Here is a 25711-nt window from a genome sequence, read left to right as displayed (position 1 = left end):
AAGCTTCTTGCCCCTCTTCCTCGACCGCTCTTATGGTTCTTAGGAATGGAAGAGGTTGTTCTCGATACAAGTGTCCTCGTTGCCGGCCTTCGGTCGGGCGGCGGTGTTTCCCGTGATGTTCTGCGTCTGGCGATAGACGGCCGCTTCGGGCTTGTGATTGGAACGACGCGCTGGCTTGAGTCCGAGGCCGTTCTTTCGCGGGCCGACATCGAATGGTCCGCGACACCGCGCGATCGGGAGATTGTTTTGTCCGCCCTCGCTTCACGGGGCCGGTGGTGCCGCCCATATTTTGCATGGCGTCCAAACCTCCGGGACGAGGGCGACAACCACCTTGTTGAACTCGCGCTGGCCGCAGGGATTGGGAAGGTCGTCACCTGGAATGTCCGGGATTTCGTCGGTGGCGAGGTATCCTGGCCAGACCTGATGATCCTGACGCCGCCAGACTTCATGCGAGGGCTTTCCCTATGACAACGCTGACCATCCGCTTGCCCGAGGACATGGCGGCCCGCCTGGAAGACCTGGCGCGGACCAAGGGGACCAGCATGGATGCCCTGATTGAGGACATGAGCCGGCAGGCCCTGTTGGCCTGGGACGCCGAGAGTCGATTCCGGGCGCGGGCCGGGCGGGCGGATCTGGAGGCGGCCCGGTCGGTTCTGGATCGGCTCGACCGGGCGGACGGTTCCGGGGGCGGCGCGTAACCGCCCCCGGATGCCCGGTTAGGCCTCGACGGGCGGCGGATCCGGCGCGTATTCCGGCCGGCTGAAGGTTTCCGCCCAGGTCACGTGCCCGCGTATCGCCTCCGCCGGCAGGTCGGGGCGCAGGATGCAGACCATCCAGGCGTCCGCGTATTCCGGCGGAAAGGCGATCGGGGGCACGAGCCCCAGGGGAAACGCCGGCCGGAACCCGAAGCGCGGGTAGTATCCCGGGTGGCCGGCCAGCACGACCAGATCGAGCCCGTCGCCGCGCAGCCGGTCCAGTCCGGCGCGGATGAGCGCCCCGCCGACGCCGCGGCCCTGGGCCTCCGGCCGCACGCCCAGGGGCGCCAGCACGCAGGCCCGCAGCGGCCCGGGCGCGTCCGCCACATGGGTGGCCGTGAACAGGATGTGGCCCAGGGCCGTGGCCCCGGCGTCGTCGCCGTCCAGCGCCAGCAGGGACAGGCGAGGGGCGGCGGTGGGATCGACCAGCAGGTCCCGCGTCAGGCGCGCTTCCGTATCCTTGGGAAACGCCGCCCGGTGGATGTCCATCACCACGGCGAGGTCGTCGGCGGTGGTGTCGCGAAAACTCAGCATCATGGGTGTTGTCTTTCGAGCAGGGGAGGGGGCGCCGGCCCGGCCAAGCCGTATCGGTCCGGCGCCGGGCCTCTCATCGGTTATCGAGCTGGCTGCGCACGGCGGCGCGGCCCAGGCGGGAGATGCGGTAGGGTCGGCCAGCCGTGGAGTGGATCAGGCGGCGGGCCTTCAGCCGCTTGAACACGGGCAGGTCACAGTCGGCCAGCCCGTAGCCGTCGCGGGTGAAACAGGTGACGGCGATGATCCGGCCGCGGTCGTCGCGGTCGTGACGGATGCAGCCGCCCTGAGCCAGCACGTGCAGGACGCGCTGCTCGACTTTCGAGATATTCATGGACGGGGACTCGTGGAGTGTGCGCCAGACACACAAGACCGTTCATGCCCAGCCCTCAGGCCCGGACACGGGGGTCTCGGTTCAAACGGGAGTCACCACGCCGCAGCGCGGGACTCAGTGGCGCGCAACACGCTCCAACATAAAACCGTCCCAGAAGAAAAGGCCGCGGGGCATCGTATTTCACCGTTTCGGCCCCGGTCGGCGGGCGCGGGCCCAAACCCGCAACGCGCGCAAGGATAGGCCCACGCCGACCGCCCGTCAATCGATCCCAAGCGTCAACCTTGCGTCCGTCGGCCAAGGTGGCGATGATGGCGGCCCGCCCCGCCCGTTTGCCCGCTCCCGATTTTCGCAGGTCCATGGATTTTCCGCCGCTCATCAAGGGCATCATCATCGGTTTCGCCATCGCCGCGCCAGTGGGACCCGTGGGCGTTCTGTGCATCCGGCGGGCGCTGGCGGACGGACGGGTGGCGGCCTTCGTGGCCGGCCTGGGGGCGGCCGTGGCGGACACGTTCTATGGCGCCGTGGCCGCGTGGGGCCTGACCCTCGTCACCGATTTCCTGAACAATCATGAGACCACGCTGAGCGTGGTCGGTGGCGTGTTTCTGCTGTATCTGGGCTGGGCCACCTTCCGGGCCCGGACGGAGATGCTGCCGACCCCGGACACCCATATCGGACTGGTGCGCGACTTCGTGTCCACGTTCCTCATCACCCTGACCAACCCGGCGACCATCCTGGCCTTCATGGCGGTGTTCGCGTCCATCACGGCGGTGCAGATGCGCAATCCGATGTCGATGGACGCCGGTCTGCTCATCCTGGGCGTGTTCGTGGGGTCGGCCGCGTGGTGGGGGCTGCTGTCGGCGGTGACCGGGTCCGTGCGGGATCGGTTCTCGCCGCGCTGGCTGCGCTGGCTGAACCAGGGGTCGGGCGTGGCGCTGGCGGTGTTCGGCGTGGCCGTGCTGGTCAACGCGGGCCTGTAGCGCCCCCGGAACCGCCCCGTCAGAGAAGGGATCGTTTGGAGCAGGGATGATGCGTGGCTATTTCGGGATCGGCGTCGAGCGGATCAGCAAGCCCTACAACGTGGGCGCGGTGTTCCGCTCCGCCCATGCGTTCGGGGCCGGGTTCGTGTTCACCGTCGCCGCCAGCTATGCCCGGCGGCAGGCGCACGCCACCGATACATCCGACAGCCTGGGGCAGATGCCGTTCTACACCTTTCCCGACGCCGCCTCGCTGGTGCTGCCCGAGGGCTGCCGGCTGGTGGGGATCGAACTGTTCGAGGATTCCATCGAGCTGCCCAGCTTCCGCCATCCGGTGCGCGCCGCCTATGTTCTGGGGGCGGAGCGCCACGGCCTCTCCCCGGAGATGGCGGCGCGCTGCGACCACATCGTCAAAATTCCGACGCGGTTCTCGCTCAACCTCGGTCTTGCGGGCGCCCTGGTGATGTATGATCGCCTCATCAGCCGGGGGCAGTTCGCCCCCCGGCCCGTGGGCGAGGGGGGGCCGCGCGAGGCGCGACCGGCGCATGTGCACGGCGGCCCCACGTTCCGCGCCATGCAGGCGCACCGGGCGCCGCCGCCGCTGGCCGAGCTGGCCGAGACGGAGGCGCTGGAGACCGATGGCCGGACCCGGGGCGGGGCCGGCGGGGCATAGCACCGGACGCCATGTTCAAGGGTTGATCCGGGCAGTGCCTCGGGGCACAGTCTGTCCGCGCGCTGGCTAGGGGGGCGGCGGCGCGGGGCCGAGGCGTGCCCCGAACCGGCGCCGGACGGCCGGTGCCTCCGCGTCCATATGAGTGGTTGTGTTCAACTTTTTCTCCCCTCGCGCGCCGCCTGCGCCGGTCAGGCGGACCGCTTCGGGGCCGTCCATCCAGGAGGATCGACAGCGATGATGGTATCCACGCGCGGTCTGCCCGCCCTCGCGGTGCTGGCGGGAATCGCCATGGCCATGGTGATGCCGCCGGCACAGGCGCAGGAGGTCAAGACGATCGGCAAGTTCCGGGACTGGACCGCCTATACCCACGACGAGGGGGGCAACACGGTGTGCTATGTGGCCACCCGCCCGACCGAGGAAGAGGGCAACTACACCCGGCGCGACGAGGTGTTCGCGATCGTCAGCCATCGGCCGGCGGAGGGGGCCCGCAACGTGGTGAGCTTCATCGCGGGCTACGAGTTCAAGGACGGCAGCGAGGTCAGCGTCAGCGTCGATGGCCGGCGCGACTTCACGCTGTTCACCCATGGCGACGCCGCCTGGGCCTATGACGAGGACGACGCCAAGCTGGTGGACGCCATGAAGGCCGGCAGCCAGATGGTGGTGAAGGGGACTTCGTCGCGCGGCACCCTGACCACGGACAGCTACTCCCTGATGGGCTTCACCAACGCGCATTCGGCCATTTCGAGCGCCTGCCCATGACCGGGGCGCCCGCATCGGCGACCATTGCCGTCGTCGGGGCGGGCATCGTCGGGGTCGCCGCCGCGCTGCATCTGCGACGGCTGGGGCATGACGTGGTCCTGATCGATCGGGAGGGACCGGCGGCCGGGGCCTCGTTCGGCAACGGCGGGATCCTGGCCCGCTGTGCCCTGCTGCCGGTGGCGAAGCCGGGCTTGTGGCGCGGCGCCCCGGGGATGCTGCTGTCCCGCGACGGACCGCTGTTCCTGCGGCCGGCGTCCCTGCCGGGGCTGTTGCCCTGGATGCGCCGCTTCATCGCGAGTGCCGCGCCGGCCCGCGTCGAGGCGGCGGTGCGGGCCCTGGCGCCGCTGCTGCTGGACAGCGTGGACCAGCACCAGGCGCTGGCGGCGGACACGCCGGCCGCCCGGTACATCCGACCCACCGACTATCTCTACCTCTACCGCGACCGCCGCGCCTTTCTGGCCGACCGCCTGACCTGGGACACGCGGCGGGCCATGGGGATCGCCTGGACCGAGCTGGAGGGCGAGGCGCTGCGCGCGCGCGAGCCCGGCCTGTCCGACGCCCGCCGGTTCGGGGCCGCCATGCCTGGACACGCCGTCATCGCCGACCCGGGGGCCTATGTTTCCGCGCTGGCCGACGCCTTCCGCGCCGCCGGCGGCCGCCTGGAGCGGGCCGCTGTCACCGCGCTGGTGCCGGACGACACCGGGGTGACGTTGCGCACCGAGGGCGCGGATCTGCGCGCCGGGCATGTGGTGCTGGCGGCCGGCGCGTGGTCGCATCGGCTGGCCGCGCCGCTGGGGGCCACGGTGCCGCTGGCGGCGGAGCGCGGCTATCACGTGGATCTGGCCCAGGCCCAGGGCGGCCCGCGTCATCCGCTGATGGATGCCGAACGCATGATGGTGCTGGTCCCCATGGCGGGGCGGGTCCGCCTGGCCGGGCTGGCCGAGTTCGCGCACCTGAACGCGCCGCCGTCACGCGCGCCGGAGGGCGTGCTCACGCGGGGGGTCTGCGAGCTGTTCCCGGACCTGCGCCACGAGACCGCGACTCCCTGGATGGGGCCCCGCCCCACCACCAGCGACAGCCTGCCGGTGATCGGGGCGCTGCCGGGCAGCCGGCGGGTCATCGCGGCCTACGGGCATCAGCATGTGGGCCTGACGGCGGGGCCGGCCACGGGGCGGCTGGTGGCGGGCCTGCTCTCCGGGCGGACGCCGAACCTGGACCTCACACCCTACCGCGCCGATCGCTGAGCGGATCGACCCGGTTCACCGGACTCCCCACACGCGCGACTCTCCGCTACCCTGATCGCTGAGGCCCAAACGGGGGCCTGCGTGGGGGGACGCCATGCCAATCCCGGATCCATCACCCGTTGCCCCGTGGCCGCGCCCGGTCGGGTCCGGTCGTCCGGGTGTCGCCCGCCTGAGTCTGGCCCTGTTGTCCGTGCTGTCCGTGCTGTCCGTGTTGTTCGGCGTCGGGGCGGCGTCGGCCGAACCGGGCGCGTCCGGCGGGTCGCCGTCGTCGGCCCTGGCCTGGGCCCGATCGCACTATCTGGAACCTGGCGCGCCGGTCTGTTCGGTGGCGGAGATCGCCGAGGTTCTGGACCGGGCGCCGGTCATCGTTGTGCGATTGACGATCGATCCGCGATGGGCCAAGGATCTGGAGCGGATGGCGTCGGGCCTCCGGTCGGACTGGTTCGCGCTGCATTGTCCGTTCATTCTGGAGCCCGTCTGGCAGCTTCTGCCGCCTGACGGGGATGTGGTCATCGAGGCGCCCGTGCCCGGTCTGGGTGTCGTGCGTCATGGCTGCCGGCCGCTGCCGGCCGCGTCCGGGGGGTAGGGCGCGCGGCCGGATCCCGACCATCGGCCGGGCTCGCCTTGGGGTCGAAAAGATCGTTTGTACAGTTCTGCTCGAAGTTCCGTTCCGTTTGTGCGAATATCCGAGTTCACGAGTAGGGTTGGGGGGCCGCGCTCGGGTCTGGCTCTTGGGCCGCAGTCATGCGGCGTCCCGTGTCCTGCTTGCCTGGAAATGCAACCCCGCGGCCACACACGGTCAGCCACAAGAGGGACCGCGCCATGTCGGCAGTCGATCTGAACGCCCTGCTCGCAAAGCTTCATCCGCAGGCGCGCCGCGCCCTTGAAGAGGCCGTGGCCTCGGCCGTGTCCCGCACCCACTTCAACGTGGAAATCGAGCACTGGCTCCAGCGGATGGCGGAGGACCCGGGGGGCGACATCGCCGCCATCCTGCGGACGTACGAGATCGAACCGGGTGAGGTGTCGGCGGCGCTGACCAAGGCTGTGGATGGCCTGAAGACGGGCAACGCGCGCACGCCGGGCCTCTCGCCGCAGATCATCGAGGCCGCGCGCGAGGCCTGGAACCTGGCCTCGCTGCGCTACGGCGCGTCACAGGTGCGCACCGGGCACGTGCTGCTGGCGGTGCTGGAACGCGACACCCTGTCGGCCACGGTGCTGGGCTCGGTGCCGCCGCTGCGCAAGGTCTCGGTGGAGTCCCTGGCCAACACCCTGCCGGATGTGATCGCCGGCACCGGCGAGGATCAGCAGGGCGCGGCCGGCGGTGGGGGCGGCGCGGGGGCGCCGGCCGCCACGGGCGCCGGTGGGGCCCAGAAGGGCGGCGCGCTCGACCAGTTCACCATCGATCTGACCCAGCGCGCCCGGGACGGAGCCATCGACCCGGTGCTGGGCCGCGACCAGGAAATCCGCCAGATCATCGACATCCTGACCCGGCGGCGCCAGAACAACCCGATCATGACCGGCGAGGCCGGCGTCGGCAAAACGGCCGTGGTTGAGGGCTTCGCGCTGCGGGTGGCGGCCGGCGATGTACCGCCGTCGATCAAGCCGTGCGTGATCCGCACGCTGGACCTGGGGCTCTTGCAGGCCGGGGCCGGCATGCGGGGCGAGTTCGAGAACCGGCTGAAGTCGGTGATCGAGGAGGTCCGCGCCTCGCCGCAGCCCATCATCCTGTTCATCGACGAGGCCCACACCCTGATCGGGGCGGGCGGCTCGGCGGGGCAGGGCGACGCCGCCAACCTGCTGAAACCGGCCTTGGCGCGTGGCGAGCTGAAGACCATCGCGGCCACGACCTGGGCGGAATACAAGAAGTACTTCGAGCGCGACGCGGCGCTGGCCCGGCGGTTCCAGGTGGTCAAGGTCGAGGAGCCGAGCGAACCCGTCGCCGTGCAGATGATGCGCGGTCTGGTGGCCACGCTGGAGCAGCACCACGGCGTCCGCATCCTGGACGAGGCCGTGGTGGAGTCGGTCCGGCTGTCGCACCGCTACATCTCCGGTCGTCAACTGCCCGACAAGTCCGTCAGCCTGCTGGACACCGCCTGCGCGCGGGTCTCGCTCAGCCAGCACGCCACCCCGCCCCAGGTGGAGGACCTGCGCCGTCGGATCGAGAGCCTGGACACCGCCATCGGGATCGCCGAGCGCGAGGCCCAGGTCGAGGCCGGGCGCGCGACCGATGCGGCCGAGATGACAGCCGAGCGGGAAACCTGCGCGGCGGAACTGGCGGCGCTGGAAGAGCGCTGGCAGGCCGAACTGACGCTGGTGGGCGAGATCCGCACCCTGCGCGGCCAGCTTGAGGCCGCCCATGGCACGGCTCGCGCGACCGGGGGGGCGGGCAGCACTCCGGACAGCGAGCCGGCCGTCCTGCCGGGCGGCGATACACCGGCGGCCCCGCCCTCCGCGGAGGAGGTGGCCGGCTGGCGGTCCGAACTGGACGCCAAGGCGGCCGAGTTGCGGACGCTGCAGGGCGAGGATCCCCTGTTGCAGGCGGTGGTGGATGGTCAGGCCATCGCGGCCGTGGTCGGCGCCTGGACCGGCATTCCGGTGGGGCGCATGGTCTCCAACGAGATCAACACCATCCTCAATCTGCGCGAGGAGATGGGCAAACGCATCCTGGGTCAGGACACGGCGCTGGAAGTGGTGTCCGAGGCCGTCATGTCCGGCCGCGCCCGGCTGTCCGATCCGCGCAAGCCCCTGGCGGTGTTCATGCTGGTGGGCACCAGCGGCGTCGGCAAGACCGAGACCGCGCTCACGCTGGCCGAGTTGCTCTACGGCGGCGAGCAGAACATGACCGTCATCAACATGTCCGAGTTCAAGGAGGAGCACAAGGTCTCGCTCCTGATGGGCTCGCCCCCGGGCTACGTGGGCTACGGCGAGGGCGGTGTGCTGACCGAGGCGGTGCGCCGCAAGCCCTATTCGGTCGTGCTGCTCGACGAGATGGAAAAGGCGCACCCCGGCGTGCAGGACATCTTCTATCAGGTGTTCGACAAGGGCATGCTGAAGGACGGCGAAGGCCGCGACATCGACTTCAAGAACACGGTCATCATCATGACCTCGAACGCGGGCACCGACACCATCCACGCCCTGTGCGACGATCCCGAGACGATGCCCGACGCGGACGGTCTCTACGACGCGTTGCGGCCCGAGTTGCTCAAGGTGTTCAAACCGGCCTTCCTTGGCCGTCTGACCGTGGTACCCTACTTCCCGCTGCCGACCGAGATCATCAAGGGGATCGTGCGGTTGCAGGTGGGACGGGTGAAGGATCGCGTGCGCGATGCCTACAAGGCCGAACTGGAGGTGGACGACGCCGTGATCGACCTGATCGCCGAGCGCGCCACGGAGGTGGAGTCCGGGGCCCGCGTGATCGACCGCATCCTGACCCGCAATGTTCTGCCCGATCTGGCCGCCCGCATCCTGACCCGGATGGCGAACGGCGAGCCGGTCACCCGCGCCAGCCTGCGCGCCGGAGAGGGCGACACGATCCTGTGTTCGGTGGATGCCTGAGGGCGTCCCCGGCCGGGCAGGCCGCACCATCCCCGCAAGGGGCGTCGCCGGGGTCGGGCGGCGGATCGGGGCGGCGGGTGCTTCCAGCGTTGGGAGCAAGGTTCCTACCCAGGCGGTTTTCCGTCTCACCTAAAAGTCCCTTCGGTTACGACAACATCATCAGGGAGCTGGGTCATGGCAATTTACGTGAAACTGGGCAACATCAAGGGCAACGCTACCCAACAGGATCACAAGGACTGGCTCGACGTGGCCAGCCTGCAGTGGGGTGTGGGCCGCGCGATCGCGACGCCGTCGGGCTCGGCTCAGAACCGCGAAGCGTCCGAGCCGCAGATTTCGGAAGTCACCATCACGCAGACCATGGACGTCGCCTCGGTGTCCCTGTTCCAGGACGCCTGCACGGGCAACGAGGGCAAGGACTGCCTGATCCATCTGGTCTCGACCGGCAAGCCGGGCCGCACCTACGCCGAGTACAAGCTCTACAACACGCTGGTGAGCGCCTACAGCATGTCCACCGGCGGCGATCGTCCGGTGGAGTCGGTGTCGTTCAACTTCACCAAGATGGAATACAAGCACATCGCCTACGATGAGAAGGGCAAGGGCACGCCCTCCAGCGCCTGGTACGACATGGCCACGACCAAGGGCGGCTGATGTCGGAGCCCCCGGGCGGACCGCCGGACGTCATGTCCGGCGGATTGCCGCCCGGGGCGCCTGACGCGCTGCCCCGGGTGGGGGGCGCATCGGACCCGAGGCACTGGACAGGCGCATGAGCGAACTACGGATCGACGAAGGCGAACGGTATCTGCGGCTGCGGACGCCGCTGGGCAAGGATGTCATGATCCTCACCCGCCTGGACGGCGAGGAGGGGGTCTCCGACCTGTTCAGCTTCCAGTTCGAGATGCTCTCGCCGCGTGTGGATGTGGAGGCCAAGGAGATCCTGGGCAAGCGGGTCACCGGCATCGTCCAGCGCCCCGATTCGGAAACCCCGCGCTATTTCTCCGGGCTCGTCACCCGCTTCGGGGCCGGGCCGATGTACACGCGCAATTATCGCTACTACAACCTGGAGATCCGGCCCTGGCTGTGGTTCCTGACCCTGACCAGCGACAGCCGCGTGTTCCAGGACAAGACCGCGATTCAGATCATCGAATCGATCTTCCAGGATCACGGGTTTACCGATTTCGATTTCGGCGGCGTCAAGAGTTCTCCGCCGGCTCGCAAATACTGTGTTCAATACCGCGAAACGGATTATGACTTCGTCACCCGCCTCATGGCCGAGGAGGGCTTGTATTATTATTTCAAGCATGAAGAGAGCGGCAACACCATGGTCGTGGGCGACAGCGCCAACGGCTATGGGGACACCTTCGACGACGCGATTGCGTTCCGGGCCCAGAAGACGATGGTGGACATCATCACGCGCTGGGAGCCGGTCGACAACTTCATCACCGGCAAGTGGACGCAGCGCGACTACGACTTCATCAAGCCCACGACGGATCTGACGACCACGACCACCACCATCAAGAATATTCCCGGGATGGACAAGTGGGAGGTCTACGATTACCCGGGCCGCTACTACGAGAAGGGGCGCGGCGATGCCCTGACCCGCAAGCGCATGGAGTTGATGGAGCGCGACTTCAGCCTGATCGAGGGCGACAGTTTCTGCCCGGGCTTCTATGCCGGCGCCAAGTTCACGCTGACCGAACACGAGGTGGAGGGCGAGAAGAACGAGCCCCACGCCCTGATCCGGGTCATCCATCGGGCGCGCGACTACACCCACATTTCCGGGCAGGCCGACCCGCCCGAGTACGAGAACAGCTTTCTGTGCGTGCCCGCCGATGTGGTCTACCGCCCGGATCGCCCGGTCCACAAGCCGGTCATCGCCGGGCCGCAGACCGCCGTGGTGGTCGGGCCGTCGGGCGAGGAGATCTACACCGACGAATACGGCCGCGTGAAGATCCAGTTCCATTGGGACCGCGAGGGCCAGGACGACGAGAAAAGCTCGTGCTGGGTGCGCGTCTCCCAGCCCTGGGCCGGCAAGAACTGGGGCGGCATCTTCATTCCGCGCATCGGCATGGAAGTGATCGTCGATTTCTTCGAGGGCGACGCCGACCGGCCCATCATCACGGGCTATGTCTACAACGCCGAGAACACCGTCCCGTACAGCCTGCCCGGCAACAAGACCCAGAGCGGGTTCAAGACCCGCAGTTCAATGGGCGGCGGCGCCGACAACTTCAACGAGATCCGCTTCGAGGACAAGATGGGCTCGGAGCAGGTCTATGTCCACGCCGAGAAGGACATGGACCGGGTGGTGGAGAACGACGACACGCTTGAAGTGGGCCGTGACCAGACCATCGAGATCGAGCGTCACCGCACGGAAACCGTCAAGACCGGCAACGAGACGATCGACATCGATCAGGGCAACCGCAAGGTCACCATCGGGATGGGCAACGAGACCCTCGACGTCAAGATGGGCAACCAGCGGACCGACGTGCGCCTCGGCAAGAGCGAGCTGGAGGCCATGCAGAAGATCCTGCTGAAGGTCGGGCAAAGCTCGGTGGAACTCACCCAGATGGGCGTGACCATCAAGGGCATGCAGATCAGCATTCAGGGCCAGATCACGACCGAGGTCAAAGGCATGATGACCACGGTCAAGGGCGATGCCATGCTGACCCTGAAGGGCGGCATCATCATGATCAACTGACCGGGCGGTCCGGGGCCCAGACTGGGTGAAGACGGTGCGATGACGGGGCAACGAGCGGGGAGCGGCGATGGCCGGCGAGACTGAGGCCGACGGGGCGGATCCGGCACGCTGGCGCAAGGTGAAGGCCACCCGCGTGGCGGACCTCGGCATGCCGCCGGACACGGCCACCGATATCCTGGGCGAGGCCGCCGACTCGTTGGCCGAGGCGCCGCCCGAATCCGTGATCGAGGACCTCGCCCGCGCGGACCGGCCGGTGGAGGCCGTGCGCCTGCTCGCCTTCGCCCTGCCCAAGCGGGAGGCGGTGTGGTGGGCCTGCCTCGCCGCCCGCCACGCCATGGGTCTGGTCGCGGGGCTGGCCGCGCCCGCCGACGTGCCGGCCGGGTCGTCCGACTGCCTGGAGGCGGCGGAAGCCTGGGTCTACAAGCCGGTGGAGGAACGGCGCATCGCCTGTTACCGTGCAGCCCAGGGGGTCCGCGCGGACAGTCCGGCGGCGCTGGCGGCGCTGGCCGCCGCCTGGAGCGGTGGAACGCTGGTGCCGCCCGAGGTGACGGCCGAGGTTCAGGCGGTCCCGCCGGAAGAGAGCCTGACGGCGAGCGTGGTGGGTCACGCCGTGGTGCTGTCCGCCGTCATGCGTGATCCGGTGACGGCCCCCGAGCGGTACCGGCGCTATCTGGCGCAGGGCCGCGACATCGCGCGGGGCGGAACCGGGGCCCTGGAGGACGGCGCGACCGGACCACCGGCCCCGGGGCGCTGACCCGCAACACCCCCCGGCGCACGGAGGCAACGGGAGCATCCATGGGAGCGAAGCTGTCCCTTGTTCTTGCCGTCTCGCCGACCGGCGGAACGCCGCGCGGCGAGACCCGGACCCTGGAAAGCGGGGCGCTCACCGTCGGGCGCGGCCCGGACAACGACTGGATCCTGGCCGATCCGGAGCGCCATCTTTCGAAACAGCACTGCGAGATCGCCTACACCGGCGACGCTTTCGTGGTGACGGACACCAGCACCAACGGGGTCTTCGTCAACAGCGCCGACCAGCCGATCGGACGTGGCAGCACGGTGGTGCTGAACCAGGGCGACGTGCTGCGCCTGGGGGCCTATGAACTGCGGGCCACCATCGACGACGACGTCGAGCGATCGGACGTGGTGGATTATCAGCGCGACCGTTCGGCCTGGCCCGAGTTCGAGGACAAGACCTATTACGGCCATGATCCGACCGCCGACCGGGACATCGGAAGCGACACCGACGACCTGTCGCCCCTGGACGACCAGTCGGACTGGAACGACGATCCCATCCGGCCGGCCAGGCGGCCGCGGGCGCCGGCCACGCCGTCGGATCACATTCCGTCCGAGCGGGACAGCATGCCCATCCAGCGGGTGCAGCATCAGCCGGCGCCGAAGGTGCTGGGCGACGACTGGGATGCCGACCTGGACGCCCTGCTCGGCGATGCGCCGCTGACCCCGGGCGGCGGGTCCGGACGCAAGGCCGGGCCGGACAGAGACCCGGCCGACTCCGGCGGTGGGGCGTTCGGGCGCCGCCCGCAGGCGCCTCCCCCCGCCGAGCCGCCTCCCGCCGAACCGCCCCCCGCCGAGACCAACGGCGGGGCACCGGACGACCCGGACGATCTGGACGCGCTGCTGGGCGCCGATCCGTTGGGCGGGGATGCGCCGCCGGCGCGCCCAGACCGCGATGCGGGCAAGGCCGAGGCCCCGCCGGCGCGCGCTGCGCCCTCTGCGCCCCCTGCGCGTCCCACGCCCGCCACGCCGGCATCGGGCGCTGATCCCTTCGCCGATGGCGACGACCCGGGGACGGCCGCCGGCCCGTTCGGCGGCTTGCGGCCGAGTCCGCCCACGCCGCCCCCCGGGGAGGCGGCCGGCACGCCGCCCCCCACCGGGCCGCGCCCCACCGCCCCGCAAAGCCCCCCGAAGCCGCCGGCCCCGGCGTCCGCCGCCACCGGGGCGGTGGACACGGCCGGCGCCCAGGCCCTCGTGGATGCCTTTTTGCGCGGCGCCGATCTTCCCGCGCTGCCACACGGTCAGTCCCCCGAGGCCCTGTTCGAAACCGCCGGCGCGCTGCTGGCCGTGATGACCGACGGCGTGCGCGACCTGCTGGCGGCCCGGGCCACGCTCAAGAGCGAGATGCGGGCCGAGCAGACCATGATCCGCGCCAAGGGCAACAACGCGCTCAAGTTCTCTGTCAATGCGCAGGAGGCGTTGGAGCGCCTGCTGGCCCCGCCCGCCGGCGCCTACATGGACGGCAAGGCCGCCGCTCAGGAGGCGTTCCGGGACCTGCGCGGCCACGAGATCGCCACCATGGCCGGCTCCAGCGCCGCCATCCGGGCGGTCTTGTCCGCGTTCGATCCGGCCGCGCTGGAAAGCCGGCTGGAGGGGCGCCAGGGTGGACTCGGCGGCCTGCTGTCCGGCGGTCGCAAGGCAAAGTTGTGGGAGCTGTACGAAAGTCACTACAGGGAGCTTGCGGACGAAGCGGCCGAGGACTTCGACAGCCGGTTCAACCGTGAGTTCCGGAAGGCCTACGAAAAGCTGGTGAAAGACCTGTAGCCCCGCTGGGGTGTTCGTGTACAGTTTCCCGGGGTCGCAAGAACGACCGCGCCACTGGGTTGGAGACATGCCATGACCGTTCCCGCTTGCACCCGCCGCGCCGTCACGGCCGCCCTGGCCGCCGGTCTTGTCGCAGGGATCGCCGCCTGCGCGCCGCCGCCCCCGCCGCCGCCGACCCAGGTTCAACTGACCCTCATGGCGGATGGCGGCATCAATCCCGATCCGTCGGGGCGGGCGTCTCCGGCCCAGATCCATGTGTACTGGCTGCGGGGGTCGCAGGACTTCCAGAACGCCGACTTTTTCGCGCTGACCGGGCAGCCGTCGGCCGCCCTGGGGCCGGAACTGGCGCAGCACGAGGTGGTGACCCTCCGCCCGATGCAGCAGCAGACCGTGATGAAGTCCCCGGACCCCGGCGTGACTCATGTGGGGGTGGTGACCGCCTACCGATCGCTGGACGGCGTCAACTGGCGCGCGGTCGGGGGCTTTCCGCCCAACCAGACCACAGGCTTCAACGTGATGCTGGGCGCCAATGGCGTGACCATGGGCCTGCAGGGCCCGTCGGCGGCCGCGCCCGGGCCGGCTCCGGCCATGGCGGCGCGGTAGGGAGCAGCAGGGGGGCGCAGGATGGGGTTCAGGCATGGGATGGCGTAACAGGGTCGTCTGGTCCGAGGGCATGTTCCTGCGGGCGCAGCATTTCCAGCAGGCCGACCGAGCGATCGAAAGCCTGATCCACGACCGCACCATGGACATGACGCCCCATCCGTGGGGCATCAGCGCGCTGTCCGTGGACGCGGAGCTTCTGGAGACGGGCAAGTTCGCGGTGACCGAGTGCCGGGGGGTCCTGCCCGACGGCACGCCGTTCGCCATCCCGGACGAGGCGGACGCGCCGCCGCCCCTGGAACTGACCGAGGGGGCGCGCGGCGCCGAGGTGTTCCTGACCCTGCCGCTGCGCCGTCCCGGCCTGTCCGAGGTGGCGATGGACAGCCGGGGGGAGGCGACCGCGCGCTACATGGCGGCGGACTACGAGGCGCTGGACACCATCGCCGGGTCCGATGTCACCGCCGACGTCCAGGTGGCCCGCCAGCGCCTGCGGTACAAGCTGGAGGGCGAGGACCGCGCCGGGTATGCCAGCCTCGGCCTGGCCCGCATCGTCGAGGTGGATGCCAACGGCCGCATTCGCCTGGACCCGGCCTACATCCCCCCGACGCTGGTCTGCCGCGCCGCCCGGCCGCTGTTCGGGTTCCTGACCGAGCTGCAGGGCCTGCTGCATCACCGGGGCGAGGCCCTGGCGGCGCGCCTGGGACAGTCGGGCACCAAGGGGGTCGCGGAGATCGCGGACTTCCTGCTGTTGCAGGCCACCAACCGCTATGAACCCCTGCTGGCGCACTGGTCCACGGGCGGCGATGTCCATCCCGAGCGGTTTTACGCCCTGTGCCTGGAGATGGCCGGCGAGTTGTCCACGTTCGCCGCCGAATCCCGGCGGCCGGCGCGCTTCCCGCCGTACCAGCACGACGACCTTCAGGGCTCCTTCACGCCCGTGATCGCCGACCTGCGCATGTCGCTGAGCGCGGTGCTGGAACAGACCGCGACCCAACTGGAACTGCGGACCACCAAGTCCGGGGTGCTGGTGTGGTCGATCACCGACCGCAGCCTTCTCCATCAGGCGGTCTTCGTGCTCGCCGTGCGGGCCGAGGTCTCCACCGAGGTGCTGCGCCGACACTTCCCCCATCAGGTCAAGATCGGCCCGGTGGAGGACATCCGCCAACTCGTCAACTCGGCGCTGCCCGGCATCGACGCGCGCCCGCTGGCCGTGGCCCCGCGCCAGATTCCCTACCATGCCGACTACGTCTACTTCGAACTGGACAAGAGCGGTGACTTCTGGCGCCGGCTCTCCAACTCGGGCGGCATGGGCATCCACATCGGCGGTGACTTCCCGAACGTGGACATGGAACTCTGGGCGATCCGGCAGTAACAGGCGGGCCCCGATCCGGCGGGCACAGGGGAGGGACGGACAGCGATGGCCGATGACGACAACCTCGATCCGTTCAGCGAACCGGGCGACATCGACCGCACGGTGATCCGGCCGACCCCGGGCCGGCGCGGCGGGGGCGGCAATCGCGGCACCACGCAGCCGCCGACCGCGCGGCCCCAGCGCGGGGGCGCGAGCGGCGGAGGCGGCGGAGGCGGCGGAGGAGGCGGCCCCTCGCCGTTCGACGACGGCGAGGCCACCTATGTGCCGTCCTCCGGCTCGTCGGAGCGCGAGCGCCCGGCGCCGTCGGCCCCTCGGGGCGGATCGGGGGGCCGGCGCGAGGCGCCGGATGTGGGCGGGGGCGGCGTCGGCGACATTTCCGCCACCCTGGCCGAACGCTCGCGCCACAATCCGGTCGTGGCCGCCGCCGCGCCGCTGCTCAGCCTGATCGCCCGCCTGCGCCTGGGCGGCACCCACCGGGATCCGGATGCCCTGCGCGACCGGGTTCTGGACGAGTTCGCGGGCTTCAATCGGCGTCTCAAGAAGACCGACCTGCCGGAGGACCAGCACCGCACGGCAAGCTACGCCCTGGCGGCGACCATGGACGACGTGGTGCTGAACACGCCGTGGGGGTCGGGCTCCATCTGGTCGCGCGAAGGCATGACCGTGTGCCTCCACAACGAGGCCTACGGCGGCGAGCGGTTCTACAACCTGCTCAAGCGCATCACCGAGAACCCGGGCCGCAACGGGCGGGTGCTGGAACTGTTCTACCTGTGCCTCTCGCTCGGGTTCGAGGGCAAGATGCGCGTGCTCGACCGGGGCCGCAGCGAGCACCGGCGCACCCGCGACGGCCTGTACCGCCTGTTGGCGGACATCCGGGGCGAGGTGCCGGAAGAACTGTCCCCGCACTGGAAGGGCGAGGATGCGGGCTACCGCCCCATTTCGTCGCTCATCCCCGTGTGGGTGATCGCCAGCGCCACGGCCGCGCTGCTGGTGCTGATGTTCATCGGATTCGCCTGGTGGTTGAACGCGGACAGTGACGAGTTGTATGCGTCCTATGCCGGGCTGCCGCCCCGGGGGGCCATCGTGATCGAGTACGAGGCCCCGCCGCCGCCGCCCCCGCCGCCGCCGCCGGAAGACGTGGTGACCCAGGGCGAGCGCGTCTCCGGCTTCCTGGAACCCGAGATCGACGAGGGTCTGGTGACCGTGCTGGACGACCCGCAGGCCATCACCGTCCGGCTGCGGGCGCGCGGCATGTTCGAGTCCGGCTCGGATACCGTCAGCGACCGTTTCACCGCGGTGATCCAGCGCGTCGGCGAGGCCCTGAACGATGAACAGGGCACGGTGGTGATCCAGGGGCACACCGACTCCATTCCCATCCGGACGGTGCGGTTCCCCTCCAACTTCGATCTGTCGCTGGCCCGGGCCGAGGCCGTGCGGGCCAAGATCGAACCGTATCTGGACGATCCGTCGCGCCTGACCGTCGAGGGCAAGGCCGCCACCGAACCCATCGCCGACAACGCCACCGCGGCGGGCCGCGAGGCCAACCGCCGCACCGACATCATCCTGGTCAAGCAGGGGCAGTGAGCGGCCGCGTTCCGCGTGGCCGCGCCTCGTCCCGCCCCCATTGAGAACGGACGCCGACCGTGAGCAAGATCGTCTCCATCCTCAAGAGCGGCTGGTTCATCGGCCTGATCGGGACCCTGTTCCTGATCCTGCTGGTCTTGTTCCTCGGGCCGCTGATCGGCTTCGGCGACGCCCGGCCGCTGGAGGGCATCGCCGCCCGCCTGCTGATCGCGCTGATCCTGCTCATGATCTGGGCCGGGTTCGTGGTCTGGGGCCTGCTGCGGCGGCGCAAGCGCCAGGCGGAGCTTGTGGACGGCGTGGCCAGCAACGCAGCCGCCGGGGGCGATGCCGGTCCCGAGGTGGAGGCCCTGCGCAAGAACCTGGAACGCGCGCTGGGCGAGTTGCAGCGCATGCGCCGCAAGGACGGCAAGAGCGGCCGCCAGTATCTCTACGAACTGCCCTGGTACATGATCATCGGCCCGCCGGGCAGCGGCAAGACCACGGCGCTGCTCAACTCCGGGCTCGGCTTCCCGCTGGGCAACGATCCCAAGCAGGCCAAGGTGTCCGGCGCGGGCGGCACGCGCAATTGCGACTGGTGGTTTACGGACGAGGCCGTGCTGCTGGACACCGCCGGCCGCTACACCACCCAGGATTCCGACGCCACCATCGACGCCGCCGCGTGGCAGGGCTTCCTGGACATCCTGCGCAAGGCGCGCCCGCGCCAGCCCGTCAACGGTCTGATCGTGGCGATCAGCATCGGCGACATCATGACCGCGTCCGAGCAGGAGCGGCGCGACCACGCCCTGTCCATCAAGAAGCGGATTTCGGAGCTGTACGACCGGCTCGGCCTGCGGCTGCCGGTCTATGTCATGCTGACCAAGGCCGATCTGATCGCCGGATTCATGGAGTTCTTCGGCGACATGCGGCGCGACGACCGCGCCCAGGTCTGGGGCATGACCTTCCCCTTCCTGGACCGAGCGAAGGACGACGACACCGATCCGCTGGATCTGTTCCCCGAGGAATTCGACCTGCTGCTGGAGCGGCTGGAACAGCGTCGCCTCGACCGGCTGCACCAGGAAGACGATTTCGCCCGCGCCGGTCTGGTGGCCGGCCTGCCGTTGCAGGTGGCGGCCCTGCGCGATTCCATCATGCAGGTGCTGGAAGAAGCCTTCCGCGCCGGCCGCTACGAGGAACCCGTGCTGCTGCGCGGCGTCTACTTCACCAGCGGCACGCAGGAAGGCACCCCCATCGACCGCGTCATGGCGGGGCTCGCCGGGCGCTTCGGCGTGCCCCCGGCCCGCTTCGGCGCGTTCCGGGGCGACGGGCGCAGCTACTTCCTGACCCGCCTGCTGCGCGAGGTGCTGTTCAAGGAAGCCGGCATGGTCGGCCGCAACCGCGCCGTGGAGCGCCGGCAGCGGCTGATCCGGGGCACGGCCATCGCGGTCGCGCTGATCGTGCTGATGACCGGGGCGGGGTTGTGGACCTGGAGCACCCTGGTCAACCGCGACCTGATTGCGCGCACCCAGGACGGCATCGACACCTACCGCACCCAGGTGGCGCAGATCATGCCGGCGGACGGCGAGACCGTGCTGGTGGAGTCCTCGGACCTGCGGCCCATCCTGCCGCCGCTGGCCACCCTGCGCGGTCTGCCGCTGGGCTATGCCGAACGGGACCAGGACCCGCCGGTCGGGTCCGGCTTCGGTCTGTACCAGGGCGACAAGCTGGCCCAGCAGGCCCGCTCCGCCTACAAGGAGGCGCTGAACGGCCTGCTGCTGCCCCGCCTGACCTATCGCCTGCGCGAAATGCTGGTCGAGGCCAGCGAGACCGAGGCCCTGTATGGCCTGCTCAAGATGTACCTGATGGTCGGCGGCCAGGGTCCGGTGAACGCCACCCTGATCCGCGAGTGGGCGCGCTTCGACCTGTCGCGTCGCTACCCGGGGGCGAGCAACCAGCCGCTGCGCGACGAGGTGGAGGGCCACATCGTGGCGCTGACCGAGGGCGTGCTCCGCACCATGCCCATCGACGGGCCGCTGGTCACCCGCACCCGCGAGATCCTGCAGCGCCAGCCGCTGGCCGAACGCGCCTATGCCCTCATCAAGAACAGCCGGGCCGCCAAGGCGCTGCCCGAATGGCGCATCACGGACGCCGCCGGGCCGACGGCGCGCCGGGTGTTCGTGCGGCGCTCCGGCGTGGACCTGGATGAAGGCATCGACGGCTTCTACACCTATCAGGGCTTCACCGAGGTGTTCCTGCCCTCGCTGGTGGACGTCTCGCGCGAGGTGGCCTCCGAAAGCTGGGTGCTGGGCGAGAACGCCACCCTCGACGACGCCCAGATCCGGTTGCTGGAGCGCGATCTCGCCGCGCTGTACATGGATGACTATGTGGCCCAGTGGGACGGCCTGCTGTCCGACATCGAACTGGTGCCGTTCAACGCCGCGAGCGATGCGACCGAGGTCCTGGCGCTGCTGTCCGGGGCCAATTCGCCCCTGCGCAACCTGCTGCACGAGGCCGCGCAGCAGACCCGGCTCGCCCGGCCCGAGGCGCAAGGCGGGCTGGGGGGCGCGCTGGCCAACCTGGGCTCCGGCGGCAGTGCCCAGCAGAACGCCGAGACCATCGAGTCGGCGGCCGGCGAGGTCCGGAACGTGGGCCAGACCTTCGGCATCGGCACCAACACCGTCTCCGTGGTGGAGCGGCTGGCCGGCATCTTCTCGGACAGCAGCTTTACGGGCGGCGGCGGGGGCGCCGGCGGAACCGGCGCCGCCAGCGAACGCGCCTTGCCCGGCCAGTTCGTCAACGACCGCTTCCGGCAGTTGCACGAGTATGTTCTGGCCATGGACGGCGGCACCGCGCCCGTCGAAAACCTGATCCGCCAGCTTGGCGAGGCCTACAACGAGTTGCGCCGTGTCTCCGACGGCGGCGGCGGGCTGGCCGGCGTCATCGGCGGGGGCGGCGGTGGCGGCGGGGGTGGCGGTGTGGATGCCGTCCAGCGGCTGGGGACCGAGGCGACCCAGGTGCCGGCGCCCCTGGCCGGCTGGCTGGAGCATATCGCCTCCGGCGGGCAGTCCATCGCCGTCAGCAGCACCAAGGACGGACTCGATACGGCCTGGAAGGCGGACGTCCTGCCCCTGTGTCAGCAGGCCCTGAACAACCGCTATCCGTTCGCCTCGGGCAGCGGGTCCGACGTGGCGACGGCGGACTTCGTGCGGCTGTTCTCGCCGAACGGACTGATCGACGGCTTCTTCCGGCAGAACCTGCTGCCCTATGTGGACATGGGCCGCAAGCCATGGCGCAGCCGCCGGTACAACGGCATCGACGTTGGTCTGTCACGCGGCGCGCTGGCCCAGTTCGAGCGCGCGGCGGCCATCCGCGACGCGTTCTTCCCGACCGGCGGCGCCCAGTTGAACGTGCCGTTCGAGGTCACGCCCGTGTCCCTGGACGCCAACGCCAACAGCGTGGTGCTGGAGATCGACGGCCAGCAGGTCAACTACGCCCATGGGCCCGTGCTGACCTCGCGTCTGACCTGGCCGGGCACCGGGAGCCAGACCCGGGTGTCGTTCCAGAGCAACGCGCCGGGTCTGCCCTCCATCTCCGGGTTCGCCGGCCCCTGGGCGTTCTTCCGTCTGCTCGACCAGGGCCAGCGGCTGGACGGCGGCACGGGCGATCGGTTCCGGGTGCAGTGGTCCACCGGGGGGCTGTCCGCCATATTCGAGATTCGCGCGGGCAGCGTCATGAATCCCTTCAACCTGCGGGAGCTGAAGGCCTTCCGCTGTCCCGGCAGTCTGTGAATGGGAACGATCGGGTTTCACGGCAAGCTGCCGGCGCATGGGGACTTTGTGCGCCGGGGGCTGGATCATCAGGTGGCCGAAGCGTGGGACACCTGGTTGGGTCGGTTGATGTCGGCGCTGCGTGACGACCTGGGCGAGGAGACCTGGCTGGAGACCTATTTGACGGGCCCGGTCTGGCGCTTCGCGCTCGGGGCCGGCATCTCCGGGCGGGCGCAGACGGGCGTGGTGGTGCCCAGCGTGGACCGGGTGGGGCGCTATTTTCCCTTGATGCTGGCCGCGCCCGTGGACGATCTGCCCTCGCTGGCCGCCGTGCTGCGCGACGGACGCCCGCTCCTGGACGCCCTGGAGGACCTCGCCCTGGCCGTGCTGGAGGCGGATCAGCCCCTGACCGCCGAGGACCTGGAAGAGGCCCTGCACGACCTGGAATGGGCCTGGCCCCCGGTGGCAACGCGACCGTCCCCCGGACCGGGGCAGCCGGGCACCTGGGTGCCGCTGGGCGGCGAGGGCGTGGGCGCGGCGGCGGCGGCCATCGCCGATCTGCTCGATCGAGGCGTCCCCCTGCCGGTGGACGGCGACGGCGGCCTGTGGTGGACCGAGGGATCCGAGCACGTGGGACCCGGTCTTGTGCGCGTGACGGGGTGGCCCCGGCCCTCCGCCGCCGTGTCGTTCTTCGACGGGGCCTGGGCGGCCCGCGGCTGGACCGACGAGGACGTGGCGCCGCCGTTCGCGGGGCGGACCAACGGAGCGGGGCTCGAGCATCATGACGGGGGGTGACGACGGGTACGTCTCGGATGTGGCGTACTCGGCCAAGGCGTTTCCGGACCTGGCCCCGGTCAACCTGCGGCTCGCGGCGCTGGTGGCGGGGGTGGACGGCGCGCCGCTGCGCCCCGGGTCCGTGGTGTGGGAGCTGGGCTGCGGGTACGGCAACTCGCTGATCGCCGCCGCCGTGGCGCATCCGGCGTGCCGCTTCGTCGGCGTGGACTACAACCCGGCTCACATCGCCGGCGGCCACGAGCGCATCGAGACCCTGGGCCTGCGCAACATCGAGCTTCTCGACGCGGATCTGGTGGACCTGGCCGACCGGCCGGGGTCCCTGCCGTCGTGCGACGTCGCTGTCCTGCACGGCCTTTATAGCTGGGTCGGCGAGCCGATCCGGGCCGCCGTGCGCCGCCTGCTGGCCTGGGGCGTCCGCCCCGGCGGGCTGGTCTACGTCAGCTACAATTCCATGCCCGGGGCGGGCGCGATGGCCGTGGCGCAGCGGACGGTCCTGGAACTGTCCCGGCTGTCGGTCGGCCGCAGCGATCTGCGGATCAAGGAGGCCGCCGACCACCTGGACCGGCTGAAGACCGCGGGCGCCCACCACCTGAACGCCACCGACGACATCGCCCGGCAGGTCGAGCGTCTGAAGCGCGGCGCCGGGCATGAACTGGTTCACGAGTATCTGAACGAGGGCTGGGCGGCGCTGTTCCACAGTCAGGTGGCCGCCGACCTGGAGGACGCCCGCCTGACCTACGTGGGCAGCGCCGTCCCGCACGAGAACTTCCGGGCCTCGCTGCTGACGCCGGCGCAGATGAAGATGATCGAGGATGTGCCCCTGTCCTCCGTCCGCGAGACCATCGTGGACCTGTTCGTGCGCCGCATCCTGCGCCGGGACCTGTTCGTGCGGGGGCCGCGCCCACTGGGCGAGGCGCAGCGCGACCGATTGCTGTGGGACACCTGGTTCTGCAGCCGGGTCCACCCCGATGCGGTCACCCTCACGCTCTCCTGGCCGGCGGGTTCGGTGACCCTGCCGGACGCCTATGGGGAGGCCGCGCGGGTGCTCTGGCGGGAGGGACCGCGCCCGCTGGGCGCCCTGCTGGCCGGGCCTCTGGCGCCGGTCAAGCCGGTGCCGCGCGAGGCGGCGGCCCTGCTCGTCGCAAGCGGGATCGCCTGGCCCTGTCGCCCGGACCGCGCGCCGGAGACGCTCGCGGCGATGAAACGCGCGGTGCTGGAGCTCGGGGCCGAGGTGCGGGCGATCGGCCTGCACCACAACGGCATGATCCCGGCCCCCGCCGTCGGTACGGATGTGCCCGTCGGCGGTCTGGAAGCGCGGGTCCTGGAGGGCCTTTGGAGCGGCGTGCAGGCGGAGGCGTCGGCGCTCGCCGCGCACGTCTGGGCGCCCATGGAGGCCGCCGGCGAGTCGCTGGTGCACAAGGGAGAGCGGATCCAGGAGCCGGGGCGCTGTCGCGCCCTGCTGACCGAGATCATGACGGGGCTTCAGGACACCCGGTTTCCATTGTGGCGGGGGCTCGGGATGCTGCCTCCGTCGGGACCGACCATGGCCACGCAGGGGGACGGCGCGTGACGACGCATCAGGACGGTTACGTCAGGGATATTCCGTACACGGCCGGGGCCTATCCCGCGCTGTCCCCGATCAATCTGCGTTTGTCCGCCTTGATTGCGGGGGTGGACAGTCCGCCGCTGGGGTCGGGGTCCGTGGTCTGGGAACTGGGCTGCGGCTACGGCAACGGCGTGATCTCGGCCGCCGTCGCGCATCCGGACTGCCGCTTCGTCGGCGTGGACTACAACCCGGCCCACATCGCGCGGGCCCGCCGGCGGGCCGCGGATCTGGGCCTGCGCAACATCGACCTGCTGGACGCCGATGTCGTGGATCTGGCGGCCACGCCCGATGCCCTGCCGCAGGCGGATCTGGTCGTGATCCACGGGGTCTACGGCTGGGTCGGCGCGCCGGTGAAGGCCGCCATGCGCGAGCTGCTGCGCACGGGAATGCGCGCCGGGGGCCTGATCTACCTCAGCTACAACGCCATGCCGGGGTCCGGCCAGATGGGCGTGCTGCAACGCGCGCTGCTGGAGGCCGCGCGCCTGTCCGTGGGCCGCAGCGACGCGCGGCTTCAGGACGCCATCGCCCGGGTGGAGGCCCTGCGTGCGGCCGGGGCGGTGCATCTGAGCGGCGAGGGGCTGTTGAACGACCTGTTCCAGAAGATCCGCGACGCCGACCCCGCCTATCTGGTCCACGAGTACATGAACGAGACCTGGTCGGCGCTGTATCACAGCGAGGTGGCCCAGGACATGATGTCCATCGGCCTGACCTACGCCGGCAGCGCCATGCCGCACGAGAACTTCCCCGACCTGATGCTGACGCCGGCCCAGGCGGAGGCGTTGGGCGACGTCGCCGTGCCCCACGTGCGCGAGACCCTGCGCGACATGTTCCTGAACCGGATCCTGCGCAAGGACCTGTACATGCGCGGCCTGGTCCGCCTGAGCGAGCGGGACCGCGCGCAGGCGCTGGCGGCGCAGACGTTCTGTGCGGCGTGCAATCCGACCGAGGCCGGGCTGTCGCTGCGCGCGCCGGCCGGGGATATCGAACTGCCCGAGGCCTACCGGCAGGCCGCGCTGTCGCTCTGGCACGACGGCCCGCAGCCGCTATCGGCGCTGATGGCCGGACCCATGGGCGGCACGCGCGCAACGCCGGTGGAGGCGGGGGCGCTGCTGGTCTCGGGCGGGCTCGCCTGGCCCTGCCTGCCGCCGCCCGGGCCGGAGATCATGGCGGTGGTCGGCCGGGGCGTTGCGCTGGCCGCCGCCGCGGTGCGGGAGTCCGGGCTCGGCACCCAGGCGACCGTGCCCGCGCCCCGCGTCGGGACCGAGATCCCGGTGGCGGGGCTGGAGGCCATGACGCTGGATGCCCTGTGGTCCGGCGTCTCGCCCGACGACACCGCCGCGCTGGTGGAGCACATCTGGGCGCCCTTCCAGGCGGACAGAGAAAGCCTGATCCACAGGGGCGAGCGCATCGAGGATCCGGCCCGCATCCGCGAGATCCTCTCGGGCGCCCTGCAGGGCCTGCGGCCCGACCGGCTGCCGCTGTGGCGCGGCCTGGGCATGCTGCCCGGGGGCTGATGGCGCGCGGTCAGGGCGACGGGCTCAGGTTACCGGGATCGCTCTTCCAGGTCTTTGCAGCGGTTTGGAGACTTGCGCTCGAGGTCCTTCAGCCGCTTCGCGGCTTCAGGATGACATCCTATAATTTTAGGATGTCATCCCGAGTGAGCGAAGCGAGACGAGGGATCTCGAGAGGCGTGCGCAGGCAGTGCGGGAAGAGCCGTCATGGGAACCTGGGCCCGTGGACTTGGTGCGCGGTCCATCGCATTGCCCCCGCACCGGCGCGGCTTTAAGCTGGGACTCGCACCGCGAAGGCGATGAGACGGATGCGTCCGGGTCATCGCCGATCAGGACCAGAGTGTCGCGCGGAGAAACGCGGCGGCGCCTCCGGCGTCTTCATGGTGCCTTTGGCCGTGGACAAGACAGAAAGTTGCACGATGAC

21 protein-coding genes are annotated in these 25711 nt (G+C 70.4%); 19 read left to right on the top strand and 2 right to left on the bottom strand.

The features are described from left to right. The first annotated feature begins 45 nt into the window (after positions 1-45). Together GHC57_RS05400 and GHC57_RS05395 are read left to right on the top strand one after the other, a co-directional pair. Complete coding sequence (locus GHC57_RS05400) at positions 46-468, top strand: PIN domain-containing protein (RefSeq protein WP_153341961.1); 423 nt, start codon at positions 46-48, stop codon at positions 466-468. Continuing rightward, the gene (locus GHC57_RS05395) at positions 465-698 is read left to right on the top strand and encodes a ribbon-helix-helix domain-containing protein (protein ID WP_153341959.1); all 234 of its coding nucleotides are present in this window, start codon (positions 465-467) and stop codon (positions 696-698) included. The genes GHC57_RS05400 and GHC57_RS05395 overlap by 4 nt, the downstream gene beginning before the upstream one ends. A gap of 18 nt (positions 699-716) precedes the next feature. Here the strand turns inward: GHC57_RS05395 and GHC57_RS05390 are convergent, their stop codons facing one another. Together GHC57_RS05390 and GHC57_RS05385 are read right to left on the bottom strand one after the other, a co-directional pair. Further along, a complete protein-coding gene (locus GHC57_RS05390; RefSeq protein ID WP_153341957.1) occupies positions 717-1292 on the bottom strand; it encodes a GNAT family N-acetyltransferase in 576 nt (191 codons plus the stop codon). Between the two features lie 70 nt (positions 1293-1362). Next, positions 1363-1620, bottom strand: coding sequence for a YjhX family toxin (locus GHC57_RS05385; RefSeq protein ID WP_153341955.1), 258 nt, complete (start codon positions 1618-1620; stop codon positions 1363-1365). Positions 1621-1976: 356 nt separating this feature from the next. Here GHC57_RS05385 and GHC57_RS05380 point away from each other — a divergent pair, with 356 nt between their 5' ends. The 17 genes from GHC57_RS05380 to GHC57_RS05300 all read left to right on the top strand — a co-directional run bounded on the left by GHC57_RS05380 (position 1977) and on the right by GHC57_RS05300 (position 25290). Beyond that, positions 1977-2597, top strand: a complete 621-nt coding sequence (locus tag GHC57_RS05380) for a LysE family translocator (RefSeq protein WP_153341953.1) — start codon at positions 1977-1979, stop codon at positions 2595-2597. Positions 2598-2646: 49 nt separating this feature from the next. Then, positions 2647-3267 carry an RNA methyltransferase gene (locus GHC57_RS05375; protein WP_153341985.1) on the top strand — a complete coding sequence of 207 codons (621 nt, stop codon included), beginning with the start codon at positions 2647-2649 and terminating at the stop codon, positions 3265-3267. Positions 3268-3501: 234 nt separating this feature from the next. Further along, positions 3502-4026, top strand: coding sequence for an invasion associated locus B family protein (locus GHC57_RS05370; RefSeq protein ID WP_153341951.1), 525 nt, complete (start codon positions 3502-3504; stop codon positions 4024-4026). Then, positions 4023-5270, top strand: coding sequence for an NAD(P)/FAD-dependent oxidoreductase (locus GHC57_RS05365; protein ID WP_153341949.1), 1248 nt, complete (start codon positions 4023-4025; stop codon positions 5268-5270). The genes GHC57_RS05370 and GHC57_RS05365 overlap by 4 nt, the downstream gene beginning before the upstream one ends. Positions 5271-5364: 94 nt before the next feature. Next, complete coding sequence (locus GHC57_RS05360; protein WP_153341947.1) at positions 5365-5856, top strand: hypothetical protein; 492 nt, start codon at positions 5365-5367, stop codon at positions 5854-5856. A 236-nt stretch (positions 5857-6092) separates the two neighbouring features. Beyond that, positions 6093-8825, top strand: a complete 2733-nt coding sequence (tssH, locus tag GHC57_RS05355) for a type VI secretion system ATPase TssH (RefSeq protein ID WP_153341944.1) — start codon at positions 6093-6095, stop codon at positions 8823-8825. Positions 8826-8999: 174 nt separating this feature from the next. Then, positions 9000-9473, top strand: a complete 474-nt coding sequence (locus GHC57_RS05350; protein WP_153341942.1) for an Hcp family type VI secretion system effector — start codon at positions 9000-9002, stop codon at positions 9471-9473. A 115-nt stretch (positions 9474-9588) separates the two neighbouring features. After that, a complete protein-coding gene (locus GHC57_RS05345; protein ID WP_153341940.1) occupies positions 9589-11520 on the top strand; it encodes a type VI secretion system Vgr family protein in 1932 nt (643 codons plus the stop codon). 67 nt (positions 11521-11587) lie between these two features. Further along, positions 11588-12274: a DUF6931 family protein gene (locus tag GHC57_RS05340; RefSeq protein WP_153341938.1), complete on the top strand. Its 687-nt coding sequence runs from the start codon at positions 11588-11590 to the stop codon at positions 12272-12274. Positions 12275-12315: 41 nt separating this feature from the next. Beyond that, positions 12316-14076 carry a type VI secretion system-associated FHA domain protein TagH gene (gene tagH / locus GHC57_RS05335; protein ID WP_153341936.1) on the top strand — a complete coding sequence of 587 codons (1761 nt, stop codon included), beginning with the start codon at positions 12316-12318 and terminating at the stop codon, positions 14074-14076. 72 nt (positions 14077-14148) lie between these two features. Then, entirely contained in the window at positions 14149-14679 is a 531-nt protein-coding gene (gene tssJ, locus GHC57_RS05330; protein ID WP_153341934.1) for a type VI secretion system lipoprotein TssJ, read from the top strand. A 34-nt stretch (positions 14680-14713) separates the two neighbouring features. Then, entirely contained in the window at positions 14714-16048 is a 1335-nt protein-coding gene (gene tssK / locus GHC57_RS05325) for a type VI secretion system baseplate subunit TssK (RefSeq protein ID WP_153341932.1), read from the top strand. Between the two features lie 45 nt (positions 16049-16093). After that, a complete protein-coding gene (gene tssL / locus GHC57_RS05320; protein ID WP_153341930.1) occupies positions 16094-17632 on the top strand; it encodes a type VI secretion system protein TssL, long form in 1539 nt (512 codons plus the stop codon). A 59-nt stretch (positions 17633-17691) separates the two neighbouring features. Next, on the top strand, positions 17692-21396 hold the full coding sequence (gene tssM, locus GHC57_RS05315; RefSeq protein ID WP_153341928.1) for a type VI secretion system membrane subunit TssM: 3705 nt from the start codon (positions 17692-17694) through the stop codon (positions 21394-21396). After that, the gene (gene tagF / locus GHC57_RS05310; RefSeq protein ID WP_153341926.1) at positions 21397-22170 is read left to right on the top strand and encodes a type VI secretion system-associated protein TagF; all 774 of its coding nucleotides are present in this window, start codon (positions 21397-21399) and stop codon (positions 22168-22170) included. Then, positions 22157-23740 (top strand): class I SAM-dependent methyltransferase, encoded by a 1584-nt coding sequence (locus GHC57_RS05305; protein WP_153341924.1) that lies wholly within the window; start codon positions 22157-22159, stop codon positions 23738-23740. The genes tagF and GHC57_RS05305 overlap by 14 nt, the downstream gene beginning before the upstream one ends. Further along, positions 23737-25290 (top strand): methyltransferase regulatory domain-containing protein, encoded by a 1554-nt coding sequence (locus tag GHC57_RS05300; RefSeq protein WP_170294694.1) that lies wholly within the window; start codon positions 23737-23739, stop codon positions 25288-25290. The genes GHC57_RS05305 and GHC57_RS05300 overlap by 4 nt, the downstream gene beginning before the upstream one ends. The last annotated feature ends 421 nt before the right edge of the window (positions 25291-25711 follow it).

Source organism: Roseospira navarrensis (assembly GCF_009601025.1).
Classification (GTDB): Bacteria; Pseudomonadota; Alphaproteobacteria; order Rhodospirillales; family Rhodospirillaceae; genus Rhodospira; species Rhodospira navarrensis.
The sequence above is the reverse complement of the archived record's forward strand: the minus strand, read 5'-3'. Positions and strand labels throughout refer to the sequence as shown.